20 protein-coding genes, 1 tRNA gene and 1 pseudogene are annotated in these 17,370 nt (G+C 45.1%); 9 read left to right on the forward strand and 13 right to left on the reverse strand.

What is annotated here, in order from left to right:
• Nucleotides 1–9 precede the first annotated feature (9 nt).
• From DXE35_RS00405 to mscL, 6 genes and pseudogenes are all read right to left on the reverse strand, one after another.
• Complete coding sequence (locus DXE35_RS00405; protein ID WP_114689161.1) at nucleotides 10–1,194, reverse strand: Do family serine endopeptidase; 1,185 nt, start codon at nucleotides 1,192–1,194, stop codon at nucleotides 10–12.
• 12 nt (nucleotides 1,195–1,206) lie between these two features.
• Complete coding sequence (locus DXE35_RS00410; protein WP_114689162.1) at nucleotides 1,207–1,620, reverse strand: O-linked N-acetylglucosamine transferase family protein; 414 nt, start codon at nucleotides 1,618–1,620, stop codon at nucleotides 1,207–1,209.
• 354 nt (nucleotides 1,621–1,974) lie between these two features.
• Complete coding sequence (locus DXE35_RS00415; RefSeq protein ID WP_162784915.1) at nucleotides 1,975–2,277, reverse strand: hypothetical protein; 303 nt, start codon at nucleotides 2,275–2,277, stop codon at nucleotides 1,975–1,977.
• Nucleotides 2,278–2,397: 120 nt separating this feature from the next.
• A complete protein-coding gene (locus DXE35_RS00420) occupies nucleotides 2,398–3,123 on the reverse strand; it encodes a tetratricopeptide repeat protein (protein WP_162784916.1) in 726 nt (241 codons plus the stop codon).
• Entirely contained in the window at nucleotides 3,086–3,445 is a 360-nt protein-coding gene (locus tag DXE35_RS00425; protein WP_114689165.1) for a tetratricopeptide repeat protein, read from the reverse strand. The genes DXE35_RS00420 and DXE35_RS00425 overlap by 38 nt, the downstream gene beginning before the upstream one ends.
• Nucleotide 3,446: 1 nt before the next feature.
• Nucleotides 3,447–3,869 (reverse strand): annotated as a pseudogene (gene mscL / locus DXE35_RS00430) (large conductance mechanosensitive channel protein MscL); the annotation flags it as partial.
• A 130-nt stretch (nucleotides 3,870–3,999) separates the two neighbouring features.
• On the opposite strand from mscL, the gene petA reads away from it, so the two are divergent.
• From petA to DXE35_RS00465, 7 genes are all read left to right on the forward strand, one after another.
• Nucleotides 4,000–4,602 (forward strand): ubiquinol-cytochrome c reductase iron-sulfur subunit, encoded by a 603-nt coding sequence (gene petA / locus DXE35_RS00435; protein WP_114689167.1) that lies wholly within the window; start codon nucleotides 4,000–4,002, stop codon nucleotides 4,600–4,602.
• 10 nt (nucleotides 4,603–4,612) lie between these two features.
• Nucleotides 4,613–6,013 carry a cytochrome b gene (locus tag DXE35_RS00440; protein WP_114689168.1) on the forward strand — a complete coding sequence of 467 codons (1,401 nt, stop codon included), beginning with the start codon at nucleotides 4,613–4,615 and terminating at the stop codon, nucleotides 6,011–6,013.
• 32 nt (nucleotides 6,014–6,045) lie between these two features.
• Nucleotides 6,046–6,819: a cytochrome c1 gene (locus tag DXE35_RS00445; RefSeq protein WP_114689169.1), complete on the forward strand. Its 774-nt coding sequence runs from the start codon at nucleotides 6,046–6,048 to the stop codon at nucleotides 6,817–6,819.
• A gap of 99 nt (nucleotides 6,820–6,918) precedes the next feature.
• Nucleotides 6,919–7,530, forward strand: a complete 612-nt coding sequence (locus DXE35_RS00450; protein WP_114689170.1) for a glutathione S-transferase N-terminal domain-containing protein — start codon at nucleotides 6,919–6,921, stop codon at nucleotides 7,528–7,530.
• A gap of 29 nt (nucleotides 7,531–7,559) precedes the next feature.
• Nucleotides 7,560–7,967, forward strand: a complete 408-nt coding sequence (locus tag DXE35_RS00455; protein ID WP_114689171.1) for a ClpXP protease specificity-enhancing factor — start codon at nucleotides 7,560–7,562, stop codon at nucleotides 7,965–7,967.
• Between the two features lie 18 nt (nucleotides 7,968–7,985).
• Nucleotides 7,986–8,061 (forward strand) — tRNA-Thr (locus DXE35_RS00460).
• A gap of 325 nt (nucleotides 8,062–8,386) precedes the next feature.
• Nucleotides 8,387–9,967: an O-linked N-acetylglucosamine transferase, SPINDLY family protein gene (locus DXE35_RS00465; protein ID WP_114689172.1), complete on the forward strand. Its 1,581-nt coding sequence runs from the start codon at nucleotides 8,387–8,389 to the stop codon at nucleotides 9,965–9,967.
• A gap of 106 nt (nucleotides 9,968–10,073) precedes the next feature.
• On the opposite strand, the gene DXE35_RS09390 is transcribed toward DXE35_RS00465, so the two are convergent.
• Together DXE35_RS09390 and DXE35_RS09395 are read right to left on the reverse strand one after the other, a co-directional pair.
• On the reverse strand, nucleotides 10,074–10,895 hold the full coding sequence (locus DXE35_RS09390) for an MFS transporter (protein WP_197713909.1): 822 nt from the start codon (nucleotides 10,893–10,895) through the stop codon (nucleotides 10,074–10,076).
• A 77-nt stretch (nucleotides 10,896–10,972) separates the two neighbouring features.
• Nucleotides 10,973–11,359, reverse strand: coding sequence for an MFS transporter (locus tag DXE35_RS09395; RefSeq protein ID WP_197713910.1), 387 nt, complete (start codon nucleotides 11,357–11,359; stop codon nucleotides 10,973–10,975).
• A gap of 205 nt (nucleotides 11,360–11,564) precedes the next feature.
• Between DXE35_RS09395 and DXE35_RS00475 the strand changes: the two genes are divergently transcribed.
• Complete coding sequence (locus tag DXE35_RS00475) at nucleotides 11,565–11,843, forward strand: phasin family protein (RefSeq protein ID WP_114689173.1); 279 nt, start codon at nucleotides 11,565–11,567, stop codon at nucleotides 11,841–11,843.
• On the forward strand, nucleotides 11,836–12,144 hold the full coding sequence (locus DXE35_RS00480) for a hypothetical protein (RefSeq protein WP_114689174.1): 309 nt from the start codon (nucleotides 11,836–11,838) through the stop codon (nucleotides 12,142–12,144). Before DXE35_RS00475 ends, DXE35_RS00480 begins: the two co-directional genes overlap by 8 nt.
• Nucleotides 12,145–12,263: 119 nt before the next feature.
• On the opposite strand, the gene DXE35_RS00485 is transcribed toward DXE35_RS00480, so the two are convergent.
• The 5 genes from DXE35_RS00485 to hemA form a co-directional block, all read right to left on the reverse strand.
• Entirely contained in the window at nucleotides 12,264–13,463 is a 1,200-nt protein-coding gene (locus tag DXE35_RS00485; protein WP_231969886.1) for a DNA recombination protein RmuC, read from the reverse strand.
• 104 nt (nucleotides 13,464–13,567) lie between these two features.
• Entirely contained in the window at nucleotides 13,568–13,876 is a 309-nt protein-coding gene (gene grxD / locus DXE35_RS00490) for a Grx4 family monothiol glutaredoxin (protein ID WP_114689176.1), read from the reverse strand.
• Between the two features lie 105 nt (nucleotides 13,877–13,981).
• Nucleotides 13,982–14,794, reverse strand: a complete 813-nt coding sequence (gene prmC / locus DXE35_RS00495; protein ID WP_231969887.1) for a peptide chain release factor N(5)-glutamine methyltransferase — start codon at nucleotides 14,792–14,794, stop codon at nucleotides 13,982–13,984.
• 56 nt (nucleotides 14,795–14,850) lie between these two features.
• Nucleotides 14,851–15,930: a peptide chain release factor 1 gene (prfA, locus tag DXE35_RS00500; RefSeq protein WP_114689178.1), complete on the reverse strand. Its 1,080-nt coding sequence runs from the start codon at nucleotides 15,928–15,930 to the stop codon at nucleotides 14,851–14,853.
• Nucleotides 15,931–17,247 carry a glutamyl-tRNA reductase gene (hemA, locus tag DXE35_RS00505; RefSeq protein WP_114689179.1) on the reverse strand — a complete coding sequence of 439 codons (1,317 nt, stop codon included), beginning with the start codon at nucleotides 17,245–17,247 and terminating at the stop codon, nucleotides 15,931–15,933.
• Nucleotides 17,248–17,370: the final 123 nt, after the last annotated feature.

Below are 17,370 nucleotides of genomic sequence, written 5' to 3' on the forward strand. Positions count from 1 at the left end.
ACACCATTTTCAGGATAATTTTTTTGGCTTAGGTCTCTTGCCAGTTTGAACGGTCCATTCCACTTCTTTGTCCTTACGAAGGATTTTTAACTTAGCTTCGTTGCCAGGTGCGATCTGTGCAATTTGATTAAGAAGCTGTCTGACGTCCTTTGTTGGGTTGCCATTGACGGCAATCAGAACATCACCTGGCTTGATTCCACCCCGTGATGCTGGACCTCCTTCAAGCACCCCTGCAAGTAATACTCCCTGGGTGTTGGCGGGCAATCCCAGAGACTCCGAAAGCTCTTTAGAAAGGTTTTGCGGCTCAACTCCAATCCATCCTCGGGTGACGCTGCCATTCGACAGAATTGACTCCATGACCTGTTTGGCAAGGTTGATTGGGATGGCGAATCCAATGCCCATAGAGCCGCCATTATTGGAGTAAATGGCGGTATTGATGCCAATCAGATTGCCGCGAGTATCAATTAAGGCGCCACCGGAGTTTCCGGGGTTGATTGCCGCATCTGTTTGAATGAAATTTTCAAAAGTGTTAATGCCGACGTGATCTCTACCCAATGCGGAAACAACCCCTGAAGTAACGGTTGTGCCGACCCCAAAAGGATTGCCGATCGCGAGAACCACATCCCCAACGTGCACCGATTCAACTTTTCCTAGTGTGATTGGAGTGGGTAGCTGTTTGGCATCAATCTTCAATACAGCGATATCAGTTTCAGGATCGCTACCAATGACCTGTGCTTTTACCTTGCGGCCATCTGATAGAGTAACGTCAATATCATCTGCATCGCTAATGACATGATGGTTGGTCAAAATATAGCCTTCTGGACTTACCAAAACTCCAGACCCTAAGCTAGAGCTAGGCTCTTCCTCTGGTGGTTGATCTCCAAAGAAGAACTTAAACAAAGGATCTGCGGAATTGGGGTTGGCGCCCTTACGAGCTCTAGGCTTATTAGAGGCTTTACTGGTAAAAATATTGACAACGGCCGGCATCGAACGTTTTACAGCTTCGTGATAAGAGCCTGGGCTTAGTTGGCCGTCATAACCACTTTCTTTTAATGAGACAGTCTCTACAAAAGAACCAATTCTAGACTCCGAAAGCCACTCTGGTTTTAGAGTTGCCACAATAAATAGGGCTGCCAGCATGATGGTGACAGTTTGCGCAAATAGGAGCCAATATTTATTGAGTGAGGAGTTCATTAGAGGCGCACTTTAGTGAGTTGATTTTTGCATCTGTTTGAGTAGAAAATTTTCCAATGCCCTAATGGGCTCTAAATCATTAAACAAGATGTTTTGAGTTTGAGAAATTTTTTCTTTAATTACATTAAGTCGTTCTCGATTCTGAATTAACTCAACCGTTTTATCAATATATTCCCAATCGGATTTGCATACCAATTCTTTTAAATCTAATTTATTGAGAAGGGCGCCGGCTAAGCGGCCGCGCATCTTGGTTCCCTCTGTCGTCATCACGGGTAAGTTACAAGCAAGCACTTGAATTGCTGTATTCAATCTAGCAAAGCCAATGGTGTCGAGGTACAGATCGGATGTTTGAATCAAGCCATGAACCTCTGTCCTTTTCAAAAAGGGAATGAAGTGAACAAATTGAGAGGCGTTTAAATTCGCCATTTCGAAAGCCGTATAGAGACGTTCTTTTAGAATGGCGGTGAGATTCTCATTGAAGTTAAAAAAGACAAATTGGCAATTACCAAGTCTTTTGGCGATCTGGACCGGGATCTGATCATGTAGTGGAGAATATTTTGAGGGAGAGCCCGAACACAATAAGATGGGTGATTGTGAATCTATTCCCAGTTTTTCTAAATTTGGATCGACTGTATTTACAGGCTCATATTCAAAGTAGGTCCCTCAATTGGGGAGGGCAACGAGCTCTTCACTGTAATAGTCATGTGAATTATCTGGCTCCATGAGTTGGGCGGATAAATAGAAATCGATAGTTGAGAGCCCTGTTGTTTCTGGGTGCCCCTAACTTACCGCTTGAATGGGCGCTAAGCGTAAACAGGCAAGGGTTTTGCTTACAGCATCCATGCCAATCTCGGGATAAAGAATCACATCAAGATGTTGATCTGCGGTTGCTGGCGCTGCGCTTACAACATCAGTTCCGCAATTGTTATAACTGGAGACCCTGGATTTGGCTAGCTGAGTTTGCTCATCCTCTAGGCCATTGGTGTTGAAGATGTGAAGCTCAAATTGCTCATTATTGAGGTGGTGTACCCAACCTTTGGTGATGGCATGCCAGACTGGATGGTCGCAGAAATAGCACCCCACAATTCCCATCTGAATTTTGGGTGATCTTCCGATAGATTGAGGTGAGACTTTTATCTTTTGCTGCAGGGCGCGCGCCCTACTGACAGGGTGCCGTACTTGGCCAGCAGGGACTTATTATTTTCATCTTGATAGGCCAGATAAAAGGGGTGCTTGCCCAATATCGTGGTCATTTTTCCCCATTGAGATTTTATGGAGTGCTAGGCTTTCCAATGCGTCAAGCTGCTTTGTAAATGCTGACCTTGAATCACGTATTTCATCTGCATGTTTATATACCTTGGGAATTTGTGAGATGGCTAATGCAAAGTGCGCTTCAACATTTATTGGGTCAAGCTCTAAAGATTTGGCTAAATATGTTTTTGCTAACGCGCTATCGCCAGTGTCGTCATAGGATTCACCTAATAAATAAAATGCCTTCGCGCTATTGGAGTGTATTTTTAAGGCGTGCTGATAGCAATCAATTGCCGTTTCAATTTGCTTGCATTTCTTTAAGCTATTACCAAAATTAAGGCAGGCATCAAGAGATCCAGGATTAATTTGCAGAGCGCGCTCAAAGCACTGAAACGCATCTTCATAGCGCTGCATATGAGTAAAAGCATTGCCTAGATTGTGATAAGCAACTGCAAGGTTAGGATTGGCTTGAATGGCTTTTGCAAATAAGGCAATGGCTTTTTCTGGCTTACCCGATTCCAAAAATAAGGCGTCTTGATTGCTGAGAGTCTCGGCATAGTTTGGTCGCAGGGTAATGGCAGTTTCATAGGCCTCGTTAGCCTCAATATTTCTCTCGAGGCTTTTTAAGGCGTTCCACCGATTATTGTGAGCCTCTGGAAATATTGGGATCGTACTCAATGGCCAGATCAAAAAAATGAAGTGCTTCTGAAAATTCGCAGAGTGCGTTATGCGTCAATCCTAAATTACTTAATGTGTGTGGAGAATTGCGGTGAATCAGATTTGCTTGGTTTAAAAAATCCAATGCACTTTTGTAATCTTGTTTTTGATATGAGCGAATGCCCAAAAGATTAAGCGCATCCACATTTTTTGAATCTAGTGCGTAGGCATCTAAAAAAAGTTTATCCGTTTCTTCGAGCTTGCCTTGTTGAAGCAATCTCAAGCCATTTTGAAAAATGAGTTGAGATTGCGTCTGTGTTGCTTGGGCAATATTTGAGGACAAATTATTTTTTTAAGCTGTCACGCATCTCACGAAGTAAGACCACATCCTCCGGAACTGGTGGGGGAGGGGGTGCATCCATTGGTCGAACTTTGTTGACCACCTTGACCATTTGGAAAATAACGAAAGCCAACAGGATGAAATTAATCGAGATGGTAATGAAATTGCCATAGTCAAAAATCGGCACTCCTGTCTTTTTGAGAGCGTCAAATGTTCTCGGCACCCCTTCTGGGACATGTCCGAGGACGATAAAAAGGTTCGTAAAGTCGATATGGCCCCCTAAAAAGGTGGACATTACCGGCATAACGATGTCATTTACTAGAGAATCGACGATTTTTCCGAAGGCGCCGCCAATAATGACGCCGACTGCCAAAGCAATCACATTACCCTTGACGGCAAAGTCCCGAAACTCCTTTAAAACGCTCCATAAATGCCTTCCTTTGAATTTAGATCCAGATTAACCCCATAACTTTCTTGCTTACCCCACTTTTTACTTTAAAATCCTACCTTTAAGCAATTTCCACCCATAAATACCCTTTTCTAGGAATTTTGTAAAAATGAGTGACAAGCCCTGTATGGACAAGGATCGCCGCAACTGGTTGATCGCCACTGCGGCGGTTGGAGGCGTAGGCGCAGCCGCTGCCCTCTACCCTTTTGTGGAGAGTTTTGAGCCTTCTGAGCGCGCGAAAGCCGCTGGAGTCGCTGTTGAAATCGATATCGCTGGTATGCAGCCAGATGAGATGAGAATGGTTGAATGGCGCGGCAAGCCTGTTTGGGTGGTTCGTCGTACTCCTGAGCAAGTTGCTGAGTTATCCAAGATCGATAGCGAATTGGCTGACCCAGATTCATTGCGTGATCCAGCTCAATTTACGCCTCCATATGCCCAGAATCAGTGGCGCTCTATCAAGCCAGAATACCTTGTAGTTGTTGGTATTTGCACCCATTTAGGCTGCTCCCCAACGCCAAAATTCGAGGCGGGCGCTCAACCATCCTTGCCAAATACTTGGCCAGGTGGCTTCCTTTGCCCATGTCATGGCTCCATATTTGATATGGCAGGCCGTGTATTTAAAAACAAACCAGCCCCAGATAACCTTGAAGTGCCGCCACATATGTATTTGAGCGACACCAAGATTCTGATTGGCGACGATAAGAAGGCCTAAGGAGAGATAAATGGCATTCCACGAAAAAGAAGTCCCAGCGGACGCTCCAGTTGCACAGAAGGTCTTAGCTTGGGTTGATTCCCGTTTTCCTTTGACCTCCTCGATTAAGGCTCACTTAACCGAGTATTACGCACCTAAAAACCTCAATTTTTGGTACTTTTTTGGTTCTTTAGCGATCGTTGTATTGGCTTTGCAAATCATCACCGGCATTTTCTTGGTGATGAACTACAAGCCTGATGCAGCCAAGGCGTTTGAATCCGTCGAATACATCATGCGTGAAGTTCCATGGGGCTGGATGATTCGTTATCTGCACTCCACTGGCGCATCTATGTTCTTCGTGGTGGTGTATCTGCACATATTCCGTGGTTTGATCTACGGCTCATATCACAAGCCACGTGAATTGATCTGGATTTTTGGCTGCGCAATTTTCTTGTGCTTAATGGGTGAGGCATTCTTCGGTTACTTGCTCCCATGGGGTCAAATGTCCTATTGGGGCGCCCAGGTTATCGTGAACTTGTTCTCCGCGATTCCATTTATTGGTCCAGACCTTTCATTGTGGTTGCGTGGCGACTACGTTGTGGGTGATGCAACCCTCAACCGCTTCTTTGCATTCCACGTTATTGCTATTCCATTGGTCTTGATTGGCTTGGTTGCAGCTCACATCATTGCTTTGCATGAAGTTGGCTCTAACAATCCAGATGGCGTGGAAATCAAAGAGAACTTGGATGCGAATGGCCACCCGGTTGACGGCATTCTTTTCCATCCTTATTACACCGTGCATGATGTATTTGGTCTTGGCGTATTCTTGATGGTATTTGCTTGCATCGTGTTCTTCGCTCCAGAGATGGGCGGTTATTTCCTTGAAGCAAATAACTTCATTCCCGCAAACCCATTGCAAACGCCTCCGCACATTGCGCCAGTTTGGTATTTCACGCCGTTCTACTCCATGCTGCGTGCGACTACAACAAACTTCTTGTTGCCTTTGTGGATCTTCTTGGCAGTTATTCTGGGAATTTTTGCTACATCTTCTGAAGACAGACGAGTCAAGGTTGTTTGCGTAGCAATCGCGGTAATTTTGGCTGGCGGCTTCTATTTATTTGATGCGAAGTTCTGGGGTGTCGTGATCATGGGCGGTTCAGTTGTGATCATGTTCTTCTTGCCTTGGCTCGATAGATCACCAGTGAAATCAATTCGCTATCGTCCTCAGTTCCATAAATATATTTATGGCGTGTTCGTAGTGAGTTTCGTGATTTTGGGTTACTTAGGTATTCAACCACCATCACCAGTATTTGAAAAGATTTCTCAGGTATGCACTATTTATTATCTGGGCTTCTTCTTGGCAATGCCGTTCTGGAGCACGCTTGGTAAATTCAAGTCAGTTCCTACACGCGTTACTTTTAAGCCCCATTAATTTAGACACCAAAAGAGAAACTAGGAACTAGTATGAAACGAATTTTGCAAACCTTGATGGGCGTCTGCCAAGCAACAGTATTGGTCGCGGCCCTTGGTGTTGGTGTTAGCGCCAATGCAAACGAAGGTGGCTTTCCACTGGATAAAGCGCCTGATCGCGTAAGTAGTAACGCATCATTGCAAAATGGCGCAAAGTTGTTTGTGAACTATTGCTTGAACTGCCACGCGGCTTCAAGCATGCGCTACAACCGTTTACGCGACATTGGTTTGACTGATCAGCAAATTAAGGACAACCTCATTTTGACTGACGCCAAAGTGGGTGATTTGATGACCATCGCCATGACGCCAGAAGAAGGCAAGGCTCTCTTTGGTAAGAACCCTCCAGATTTATCAGTTGAGGCTCGTGCTCGTGGGACGGATTGGCTCTACACCTACTTCCGCACTTTCTACAAAGACGACACCACTCAAACGGGTTGGAATAACTTGGTTTACCCAAGCGTTGGTATGCCACATATGCTTTGGCAGATGCAGGGTGAGCGTGCCGCGAAGTTTGAAGAGCACAAAGACCCGCATGACGAAAGCAGGACAGAGAAAGTATTTGTTGGCTTTGAGCAGTTGACCCCTGGCACTATGAAGCCACAAGAGTACGACGACAACATTGCTGACTTGGTTGCTTTTATGTCATGGATGGCTGAGCCAGTTCAGTTAGAGCGCAAGCGTCTTGGTGTAATAGTGCTCTTGTTCTTGGCAATTTTCACCATCTTGGCTTGGCGCTTGAACAAAGCCTATTGGAAAGACATTCATTAATTGAGTTTGGTGAGCCCTGTGTCTGGGGCCCATTGGTAAGAAGATTTAACGCTGCTGTGCGTTTGTTGTATTGAAGTAGAAATTTAAGGAAATAAATTTATGATGGTGTTGTACTCGGGTACTAACTGTCCATTCTCGCAACGCTGCCGTTTGGTGCTTTTTGAAAAAGGCATGGATTTTGAAATCCGCGATGTTGACTTGTTTAATAAGCCAGAAGACATCTCTGTAATGAATCCGTACGGCCAAGTTCCTATCTTGGTTGAGCGTGACCTCATTTTGTATGAATCAAACATCATCAATGAATATATTGATGAGCGTTTTCCTCATCCGCAATTGATGTCGCCTGATCCGGTTGCTCGTGCACGTGCGCGTCTCTTCCTCTTCAATTTTGAAAAAGAGTTATTTGTACACGTTGCCGCTTTAGAAAATGAAAAGGGTCAGGCTGCTGAACAGGTTCATGAAAAAGCGCGTTTAGCGATTCGTGATCGCTTGACTCAACTGGCGCCTATTTTTGTAAAAAATAAGTACATGTTGGGTGATGAGTTCTCTATGTTAGACGTTGCGATTGCGCCGTTGTTATGGCGTCTTGAGCACTACGGCATTGATCTTTCACGTAATGCGGCTGCTCTCCTCAAATACGCTGAGCGTATTTTTAGCAGACCTGCCTATATTGAAGCTTTGACACCTTCTGAGAAGGTAATGCGCCGCTAAGTTTTCCTAGCGGCTCACGACGAGTCAGTATGTCTGGCATCCAAAGCAACAAACCCTACCTAATCCGTGCTCTTCATCAGTGGTGCACGGATTTTGGTTTTACGCCCTTCATTGCTGTATTTGTAGACGCCAGGGTGGAAGTGCCCATGGAGTTTGTTACAAACGATGAGATCGTGCTCAATCTCTCTCTGGAAGCGTGCCATCAGCTGCAGATGGAAAATTACTGGATTAGCTTTCAGGCCAGATTTGGTGGAATTCCACGAAAAATTATGGTGCCCGTCACTCATGTTCTGGCTATTTACGCCCGGGAGAATGGTCAAGGCATGTCCTTTCCATTCGATCCGGCCCAGGCTCGAGATATTCACATGGCCGATTCTGAGGACAATGCCCCAGAAAAGCCTAAAACTGCAAGACCGTCCTTGAAGATTGTGAAATAGGCTAAAATATCAACCGTTGCCCCTTTAGCTCATCTGGTAGAGCAACTGATTTGTAATCAGTAGGTGGTCTGTTCGAGTCGGACAAGGGGCACCAAATTCTAAAAGCTTCTAGGTAATCACTTAGAAGCTTTTTCATTTTCAGCGGGCCTTGCTAATTAATAAATTAGAATTTTCATATGCACGTACTTATTAATAATCTAATAACACTGGCAGTAGGCAATCTCCAAAATGGAGATTTGGAAAGTGCAGAGCGATTACTCAAGCAGTCATTGACTTTGGCCAAAAAGAATTCAGAGGTGTTGCGTTTATTGTGCGTTACATATGCCTTTAAAAAGGATTTGCAGGCGTCATGAAAGGCGCTAGATAAAGCAATTAAAGTTGATGCGAATAATTGGCTGGCCCATAGTAATATCGGCAATGTGCTTAAAGACTTCAAGCAATTCGATGCGGCGTTAAAGGCTTATCAAAAGACAATAGCCTTGCAACCAAATTATGCAGAGGCTGATAACAACATAGGCAATCTACATCAGGATTTAAATCGTTATGAGGATGCGGTAAAAAGCTATGATCGCGCCATTGCATTGCAGCCAAATTATGCAGAGGCTTATGGCAATGCGGGTAATGCGCTTAAGAAATTCAATTTACTTGAGCTTGCCCTGGCGGCATATGAAAAGGCTATGGCATTGGGTTGGGACAATGAGTTTGCTTTAGCCGCCTATCTAAGCTGCAAGATGCAGTTGTGTGACTGGGGTGGAAGTAAGGGGCGACTTCAGAAGATAGAGCGGGGTGATATTGCCCGCAAAGACTTGTTTTATCCTTTTCACATCCTTTCTATTTGCAATTCACCTGAAATAATTAGGGATGTGACTCAAAGCTATATGAGTGCAGAGTACCCCGCGAAAAGTGATTTAGGTGGACTTGGTAAAACCATTAGAAATGAAAAAATTCGTCTGGGTTATTTTGCTCCAGACTTTAGAAATCAGGCTGTTTCATTTTTAATTGCTGGATTAATTGAAGCGCATGACAAAGATCGCTTTGAAGTAATCACCTTTTTTATGGGCTCAGATAGGTCTGATGAAATGCATGAGCGTCTAAAAGCCAGTTTTGACCAATTTATAGATGTGTCATCTAAAAGTGATCTTGAAGTTGCCAAGTTAGCAATGGAGATGAAGATAGATATTGCCATTGATCTTGGTGGAATTACTCAGAATTCTCGCCCGAGTATTTTTGCTTATCGCGCGGCTCCAATTCAGATTGGTTATATCGGTTATTTGGGGACGATGGCTGCTTTCTATTTCGATTACATCATTGCTGATGAGATAATTATTCCGCCTGACTGTAGGGATGCGTATTCAGAGAAAATTATCTATTTACCTAGTTATCAGGCTAACGATCCTAAGCGCAAAATTTCAGAAAGAATTTTTACTCGTGAGGAGTTTGGTATACTCAAGGATTTATTTGTCTATTGTTGCTTTAACAATAATTACAAATTCACTCCAAGTATTTTGGATAGTTTGGTAAAAATATTGTTGTGGGTTGATAAAAGCATAATGCTTCTTCATGCGGAAGATGATACGGTAAAGAGCAATTTGCTACTGGAATTTGGTGATCGTGGAATTGATGCATCCAGAATATTTTTTGCAGAACGTTTGCCGAGGGCGGAATATTTATCTCGTTACCGTATAGCAGATTTATTTTTAGATACTTCGCCATACAATGCAGGCACTACAGCTAGTGATGCGATCTGGGCTGGATTGCCGGTTCTCACATTCCTGGGAAAACCATTTTCGTCTAGGATGGGTGGAAGCCTACTAAAGGCCGTTGGTTTGCCTGAACTGGTTTGCAGTTCTCAAGATGAGTATGAAGAGTTGGCACTTGCGCTTGGATTGGATTTGCCTCGAATTGTTGCCCTTAAAGAGAAGTTGGCTGCCAATCGGTTGAGAGCGCCTTTGTTTGATATAGAGTCATGTAACAGAAGCTTGGAAGATGCCTTTGAGTAGGCTTATAGACTGTATATAAATGGATTGCCCGCAGAAAATATTTTTATTCAATAATGTTCTGTGGTCTTAAAAAATTTCTCTTTCGCCAATAAATTAATTCAACTTGTTAAGTTTTCTCTATTTGTGTTTCTGGTAGATACTTAATGGCGATTGTCGCGCTAATTGCTAGAAAAATAGTTGGATACCACAGACCCGCAACACTACTGTCCCAATGTTGATTTATCCACGTCACAATCAATGGAAGTAGTCCACCAATCCAGCCCGCGGCTAGGTTATGCGGAAGTGTTGCCGCACTATTTCTGGATCTAGCTGGCAATAACTCGGCAAGTAAGGCAGTTTGTGGGTCTACCACTAAGGCCAGTATTGCCGATAAGCCAATTAGAATGATTCCAAGCAAGATTACGGATAAGTTGTTTCCATCTTTTGCATTTACTCCAATCTTCTCCAGCAAATCAAAGGCTGGAAGAGTAAGTAGCGCACCGAATATCAATCCACTAATTACAACTGGTTTCCTGCCAAGCTTGTCAGATAGCCAGCCCGCCGAAATAGTGAGCGGTAGGAGGGCAAGCGTAGCGTAGATGCTGAGTTGATCTGCAAGTGCTGTTGAAATCTGCACTGTTGTTTTTAAAAATATGGATGCATAAACTTGAACGCAGAAAAATAAAATGACGCCGCTTGACGAAACGCAAAGAAAAAGTAAGAACATTCTTTTTCTGATTTCAGCATCCCTAAAGTTATTGAGCAGTTGCGATTCAGTTTTTTTTTGACCTTGCTCTGTTAGTTCTAAAAATACATGCGTCTCCTCTAATGCCATTCGGACTTTAAATGCAATCATCAGTAACAAGATCGAAATCCAAAATGGCACACGCCAGCCCCAGGCCTGAAATTCTTCTTGTGATAGGTAGTGTCTAAGCAAGGCAATTTGCAAGGTGGAGACTAGGATTCCTAGTGGCCTCATGAGCTGGAGGAAGCTGGTTTAAATCCTCTGTATTCATTGCCGGTATGCTAGGTGAGGTGACTTGCGCTTCCACCGATTGCGCCGCCTGCATAAAGCCATTGGAGAAGGCGTAGGCTGACAAGCAAGATGGGTGCCCATATTCCAACTTGTGAATAGGTGAGTAAAAATCCTACGCTTACCGCCGTAATCCCCATTAAGGCAATGGTGATCATAAATACAGGCTTTCGGCCGATATGATCGCCCATGGAGCCAAATAGAGCTGCTCCAATGTGTCTGACCACCATACCAACCCCAAAGGTTGCCAGGCTTGCCAAAATGGCTGTATTCGGGTCGCTGACTGGAAAGAAGAGGGGCGCAAAAACCACCGCCAGACTGGCAAAGGTCAGAAAGTCATACCACTCTAAAAAGGTGCCAAAGCAGGCTGCAATAGCCACTTTTCGATAGGAATGAGAATCCTTTTTTTATCATTAGCTATTGATTATTTAGCATAAATTTGTTGCAAAGCAGCAAAAATTTCTTGATTTGTCACATTTCATCGGTTACAGTTTCATGGTGCAGTGCAATATTTAAGGCGTCTGAAATTTTCCACAAATCGTGCGCTTAATAGATATTTGTACCACTTAATTGCTGGAGAAATACATGAACCAAGACCAAATTACCGCTAAATTGTCCCAAATTAGCAACAAAGGCCTAGAGGCTACATTTTCTTTGAGCGAAGCTGCTTTGGAAAATGCTCAAAAATTGGCTGAGTTGCACTACGCAGCTTCTAAAGATGTATTGATAAATGCTCAAGCTGGTATTCAACAAGTGTTGACTGCTAAAGATCCAAAGCAAGTTACTGAGATTGTTACTGTCGATTCTTTTCAAGCCTCTGGTAACCAAGCTGTTGCTTATCAAAAGAAACAAAGTATTGCGTGATAGCAATAAAGAATTTGTAAACGTAGTTGATGCCAGCATCGACCAATTGCAAGACGGTTTCCAAGATTGGATCAACACTGTAGCCGCTAACGCGCCTGCAGGCTCTGATGCTTTCTTGTCTTCATTCAAGACTGTATACGGTAGCGCATTGCAAGGTTTCGAGCAGTTCCGTGCCGCTAGTACAGAAGCATTAGCAGCTGCAGAGAAAACTGCTGAGCAAGCCATTGAGTCTGTACAAGGTCAAATCGCTCAAGTGCAGAAAGCCGCTACACCTGCATCATGTAGCCGTAAAGCTGCTTAATTGATCGTTGATTAAGAGTAAATTCAGCAGTCAGTTTTAAATAAAAACCCCGCTTATTGTGAACTAGGCGGGATTTTTGTTTGCTTATTTTTGTAATATTCTTACGTTTTAGATGTTAGCTACTCAAAGTTCGATGAGGATTCAAGTAACGGCGCAGCTAGATTTTTACTGGGCTTGACACCGAGGTCTCTGACTCTTTCAGCAGAGCGGATGAGATTGCCTTTACCCGTTTTGAGTTTATTAAACGCGTCGTGATAACTGGTTTGCGCTTGATCTAGGCGTTGACCGAGTGTCTCTAGATCATCAACAAAACCAACAAACTTATCGTAGAGATTGCCACACTGTTTTGCGATCTCTAGAGCATTGCGATTTTGATGATCCTGTCGCCACAGATGAGCAACCGTTCTAAGCGTGGCCATTAAAGTGCTTGGGCAAACTAAAACAATGTTTTTCGCAAGCGCTTCTTGGTATAGATTCGGCGCAGTCTTCAGTGCAAGCAAGAATGCAGGCTCAATTGGCACAAACATCAACACAAAATCAACTGAGCCCACGCCATAGAGTGAGCTATAGTTTTTTCCAGAAAGCCCTTGGATGTGCTGGCGTAGCGATTGAATATGTGCCGCCAGCTCTTGTTCAGCGGTGGCGGGATCGGTAGTTTCGGTATGCCGGGCGTAAGCGGTGATCGAGACTTTGCTATCTACCACCAAGCTTCTACCTTCGGGCAACTTAATCACAACGTCAGGCTGGAGGCGTGAACCATCGCTTTGCGTATGGCTGTCCTGGACCACATACTCTTCACCTTTACGCAAGCCAGAGGACTCCAAAATAGACTCCAGTACTAGCTCACCCCAATTACCCTGAACTTTGGAGTCGCCTTTTAAGGCCTGCGTTAGAGAGCGTGTCTCATCTGACATTCTCAGATTGAGATTGGCTAAGCGCTCAATTTCACTTTTGAGGGCGTGGCGTTCGCGAGCTTCATTGCCATACGAGGTGCTGACTTGCTCTTTAAATTCAGTAAGCTTAGTTTGTAAAGGCTTTAGTAGGGCATCTAAGCTAGCTGCGTTTTGTTCTGTAAAACGCTTGGACTTATCCTCCAAGATTTCATTGGCTAAATTTTTAAACTGATTTGTTAAGGCTTCTTTCGCTTCATTGAGCGACTCAATTCTCCCCAATCCTTGTTTGCGTTCTGAATCCAATTCAGTCTCTAGGCGGATTGCGTTTTGCAGTGCCTGATCGCGCTCGGTGCGCAAGCTAAGAGCTAGAGCTTGCTCTGTTTGGACTTGTAACTCCGCGCGATTGAGGGCGGAGCGTAGATTCAAGGCATAAACTAAAAGGCCTGCGCAGACTCCAAAAGACAGGCCAAACAACAGAAGGGAGCTTAGGTCAAACGTCACAGCATCAACAGTCTCAGTGAAAAGATCAATTACGCTTTAACGAGTTTTTGCAGTTCACCAGACTGAAACATTTCAGTCATGATGTCAGAGCCGCCAATAAATTCACCATTGATATAGAGCTGAGGAATGGTTGGCCAATTGGTATATTCTTTAATGCCTTGACGAATTTCGGCGTCTTCTAATACGTTTACGGTGTGAAGGTTCTCAACACCACTAGCACGCAAGATATTCACGGCATTGCCAGAAAAGCCGCACTGAGGAAACTGCGCAGTTCCCTTCATAAATAGAACAACGGGATGGCTAGTAACGATTTCTTTAATTTGAGCTTGTGTGTCCATAAATTCTCTCTATCTATATTCGGTAAGGCGATCTTATTGCTAAGATGGTTTGCAATTCGGGCTTATTTGATTTTAAGACTTAATGCGAAAAAAGGTTATTTCGCCTTATTTTCTGCCTGAGGCAACACGGTAATGGCCGCCTAAATCCAAATGGGTTTGAATGTCATGAAGGCCTGTCTGCTTCATTAGATTAACAACGGCTTCGGATTGATCAAAACCATGCTCCACTGCAATCAAGCCATTGGGAGAGAGGTGCGGCTTGGCTCCAGAAATAATCGTTTCCAGGCAGCTCAATCCATGTTGGTGGTCGGTAAGCGCTGAGAGTGGCTCAAAGCGTAGGTCGCCTTGACTCAGATGCATGTCTTGGGAGTCTATGTATGGCGGATTGCTGAGGATGATGTCGAAAAAGTAATGCGGTTCTAGGGCTTGGTACCAACTACCCTGAAGAAATATTACTCTTGCGCCTACATTTAATAGTTGCGCATTGTGTTTAGCAATCTCTAGAGCTGCAATCGATTGATCCGTTGCGGTGAACAGGGATTGGGAGGCCTCATGCGCAATCGCCAAGGCAATTGCCCCTGAACCTGTGCCAAGATCCAGAATACTTGCGGGTTTGCCCAAGCATTTTATTTCTTGTAAGCCAATTTCAACCAGAAGTTCAGTTTCAGGACGTGGAATAAGAACGCCGGGAGCAACACGGAGCTCAATATTATAAAAACCTCTTTTACCTACTAGGTAAGCGATAGGCTCTCCATTTGCTCTTCTGGTTTCAAGATCCTTCCAGTGCGCTAAGGCTTCCGCATGAAGTTGCATATCATCGCGCGAGAGTAGTGCAGAGCGCGGTAGTTGGTAATGCTTTTCCAGAATGTAAGCCATCAGAATTTTTGCTTCAGCAGGAGCAATTGCCGAGGAGCTCAATAGTGAGCGTAGGCTTAAATCGGCATTCACAGATTTAGTGATCGTTTAGATATGACTTAGTTATCGCCAAAAGCGGCAAGCAATGCCGCTTGATGTTCAGAGGCGAGCGCATTGCAAAGATCATCAATATCACCATCCATCATGGCATCAATCCTGTAGAGGGTGAGGTTGATGCGGTGGTCGGTAATGCGACCTTGCGGGAAGTTATAGGTACGAATACGATCGCTACGATCGCCTGAGCCGATAAGGGATTTACGGGTCTGCGCCTCGAGCTGATGTTGTTCGCGTTCACGCGCATCCATGATGCGAGAAACTAAAACTTTCATCGCTTGCTCGCGATTGCGGTGCTGGCTTCGATCATCCTGGCACTCTACTACTGTGCGAGTGGGCAAATGAGTAATGCGAACCGCGGAATCGGTTTTATTAATGTGCTGACCGCCAGCGCCGGAGGCGCGGAAGGTATCAATACGCAATTCAGCAGGATTAATTTTGACCGCTTCAAGCTCATCTGCTTCAGGCATAACAGCTACAGTACAGGCGGAGGTATGAATGCGTCCCTGAGTTTCGGTTTGGGGAACGCGTTGCACGCGATGACCACCAGATTCAAATTTGAGGCGCGAGTAGACGGATTGACCCACTATGCGCAAGACCACCTCTTGATATCCACCTAAATCCGATTCGGCGGCGCTTACTACTTCCACTTTCCAACCTTGGCGTTCGGCAAAGCGGGTATACATGCGCAGCAGATCGCCAGCAAATAACGCGCTCTCATCTCCGCCAGTACCCGCCCGGATTTCTAGGAAGACGTTGCGTTCGTCATTCTCGTCTTTGGGGAGCAAGAGCTTTTGTAAGGCACCCTCAAGCACCTCCATCGTAGCAAGAGCCTGCTTTTGCTCTTCGTCCGCAAAGTCCTTCATTTCCGGGTCTTTGCGCATTTCTTCTGCCGCTTGAGCATCAGCCTCGGCTTGCTTGTACAGGCAAAATTGCTCAACCACAGTAGCAATATCGGAATGTTCGCGCGTGAGCTTTCGATAAGCATCCATATCTTTGGTTGCTTCTTCAGAAGTTAAAAGGGAGTTGAGTTCGGCTAAGCGCGTGTCTAGGTGGTCTAGCTTAGCCCGTATGCTGGGCTTCATCTAATGGTCTTCTGACTTGGAATGCGAGGCGAATAATTTAGGTAACAACTTAATCAAGGCGTCACGCTCAGCGCCATTCGAGTGTTGCAGCGCATGGAGTGAACCATGTAAGAATTTGTTGGTAAGACCTTGCGCCATGGCATTGAGGACTTCTTGTGGATCATCGCCGCGCATTAAACGCTTCATCGCGCGTTCGAGTTCCAGTTGGCGCAGTCGCTCACCTTGTTGCTGAATATCCTGAATCAGTGGCACAGCGTTGCGGCCTTGCATCCAATGCATGAAGTTGCCAACGCGATCTTCGATAATCGCCTCTGCTTGACTAACGGCTGCTTGACGCAAGTTGGCGCCCGTCTGAATCATGACTCCCAAGTCATCCACTGTATAACGATAGATGTCATCGAGACCGGAAATTTCTGGTTCAAAGTCGCGAGGCACCGCTAAGTCAATCATGACCATCGGCTTATGGCGCCGTTGTTTGAGAGCGCTTTCCACCATGCCAAGGCCAATAATGGGTAGAGAGGATGCGGTACTAGAAACAATGATGTCGAATTCATGCAGTCGCCCCGGTAGCTCTGAGAGCTTGAGGGATTCGGCTTTGACATCTTGCGCGGCAATGGAGTCTGCTAATTCTTGACCACGTTCAATGGTGCGATTCGCGATCGCGACATTTTTAGGTTTTCGCGCGACAAAATGCGTCGCGCATAGAGTGATCATGTCACCAGCGCCAATAAACAAAATCTTTTGATCTGAAATTTTTTCAAAGATACGCTCAGAGAGGCGAACCGATGCTGCTGCCATTGAAATGGAGTGAGCGCCGATTTCTGTTGAGACGCGCACCTCTTTGGCTACCGCAAAAGTTTTCTGAAAGAGTTGGTTGAGGTAAGTTCCCAAAACACCAGCATCATTCGCGGTGCGAACCGCATCTTTCATTTGACCCAAAATTTGAGTTTCGCCAATCACCATGGAATCTAATCCGCAGGCGACTCTGAAAGCGTGTCGTACCGTATCGGATTGCGGGAAAGAATAAAGGTGGGGCTCCAGACTACTAGGAGCGAGTTGCTGAGTTTTAGCGAGCCAATCAAAAGTCGCTTCATGCAAGATTCCAGCTGCATTGTCATCGTTGGCGGCGCAATAGACCTCGGTGCGGTTGCAGGTCGACAAAATAGTGGCTTCGGGCAGCCCAGCATGATTCGCGCCAACTAAATGTTGGCGAAGATCGTGCAATGCTTCTTGAAGAAATTCAGGGTCAAAGGCGACTTTTTCCCGAATGGCGACCGGCGCTGTGTGATGATTGATGCCGAGTGTCAACAACTTCATAATGGCGATTATAGATTTGATGGCAGCATTAATTGGGGTATCAATGGGGTTTTTGGCTTTTCTGGTGATTGGGGGTATTTCTGGGGTGTCAGCCTGGATTGTTTATCCCAGACCTTCCTTCGG

This window comes from Polynucleobacter necessarius (genome assembly GCF_900095215.1).
Classification (GTDB): Bacteria; Pseudomonadota; Gammaproteobacteria; order Burkholderiales; family Burkholderiaceae; genus Polynucleobacter; species Polynucleobacter necessarius_H.

Coding starts and splice junctions, on each gene's coding strand:
- DXE35_RS00405 (WP_114689161.1), bottom strand. CDS start 1,194: ATGAACTCCTCACTCAATAAATATTGGCTCCTATTTGCGCAAACTGTC.
- DXE35_RS00410 (WP_114689162.1), bottom strand. CDS start 1,620: ATGGCGAATTTAAACGCCTCTCAATTTGTTCACTTCATTCCCTTTTTG.
- petA (WP_114689167.1), top strand. CDS start 4,000: ATGAGTGACAAGCCCTGTATGGACAAGGATCGCCGCAACTGGTTGATC.
- DXE35_RS00440 (WP_114689168.1), top strand. CDS start 4,613: ATGGCATTCCACGAAAAAGAAGTCCCAGCGGACGCTCCAGTTGCACAG.
- DXE35_RS00445 (WP_114689169.1), top strand. CDS start 6,046: ATGAAACGAATTTTGCAAACCTTGATGGGCGTCTGCCAAGCAACAGTA.
- DXE35_RS00450 (WP_114689170.1), top strand. CDS start 6,919: ATGATGGTGTTGTACTCGGGTACTAACTGTCCATTCTCGCAACGCTGC.
- DXE35_RS00455 (WP_114689171.1), top strand. CDS start 7,560: ATGTCTGGCATCCAAAGCAACAAACCCTACCTAATCCGTGCTCTTCAT.
- DXE35_RS00475 (WP_114689173.1), top strand. CDS start 11,565: ATGAACCAAGACCAAATTACCGCTAAATTGTCCCAAATTAGCAACAAA.
- grxD (WP_114689176.1), bottom strand. CDS start 13,876: ATGGACACACAAGCTCAAATTAAAGAAATCGTTACTAGCCATCCCGTT.
- prfA (WP_114689178.1), bottom strand. CDS start 15,930: ATGAAGCCCAGCATACGGGCTAAGCTAGACCACCTAGACACGCGCTTA.
- hemA (WP_114689179.1), bottom strand. CDS start 17,247: ATGAAGTTGTTGACACTCGGCATCAATCATCACACAGCGCCGGTCGCC.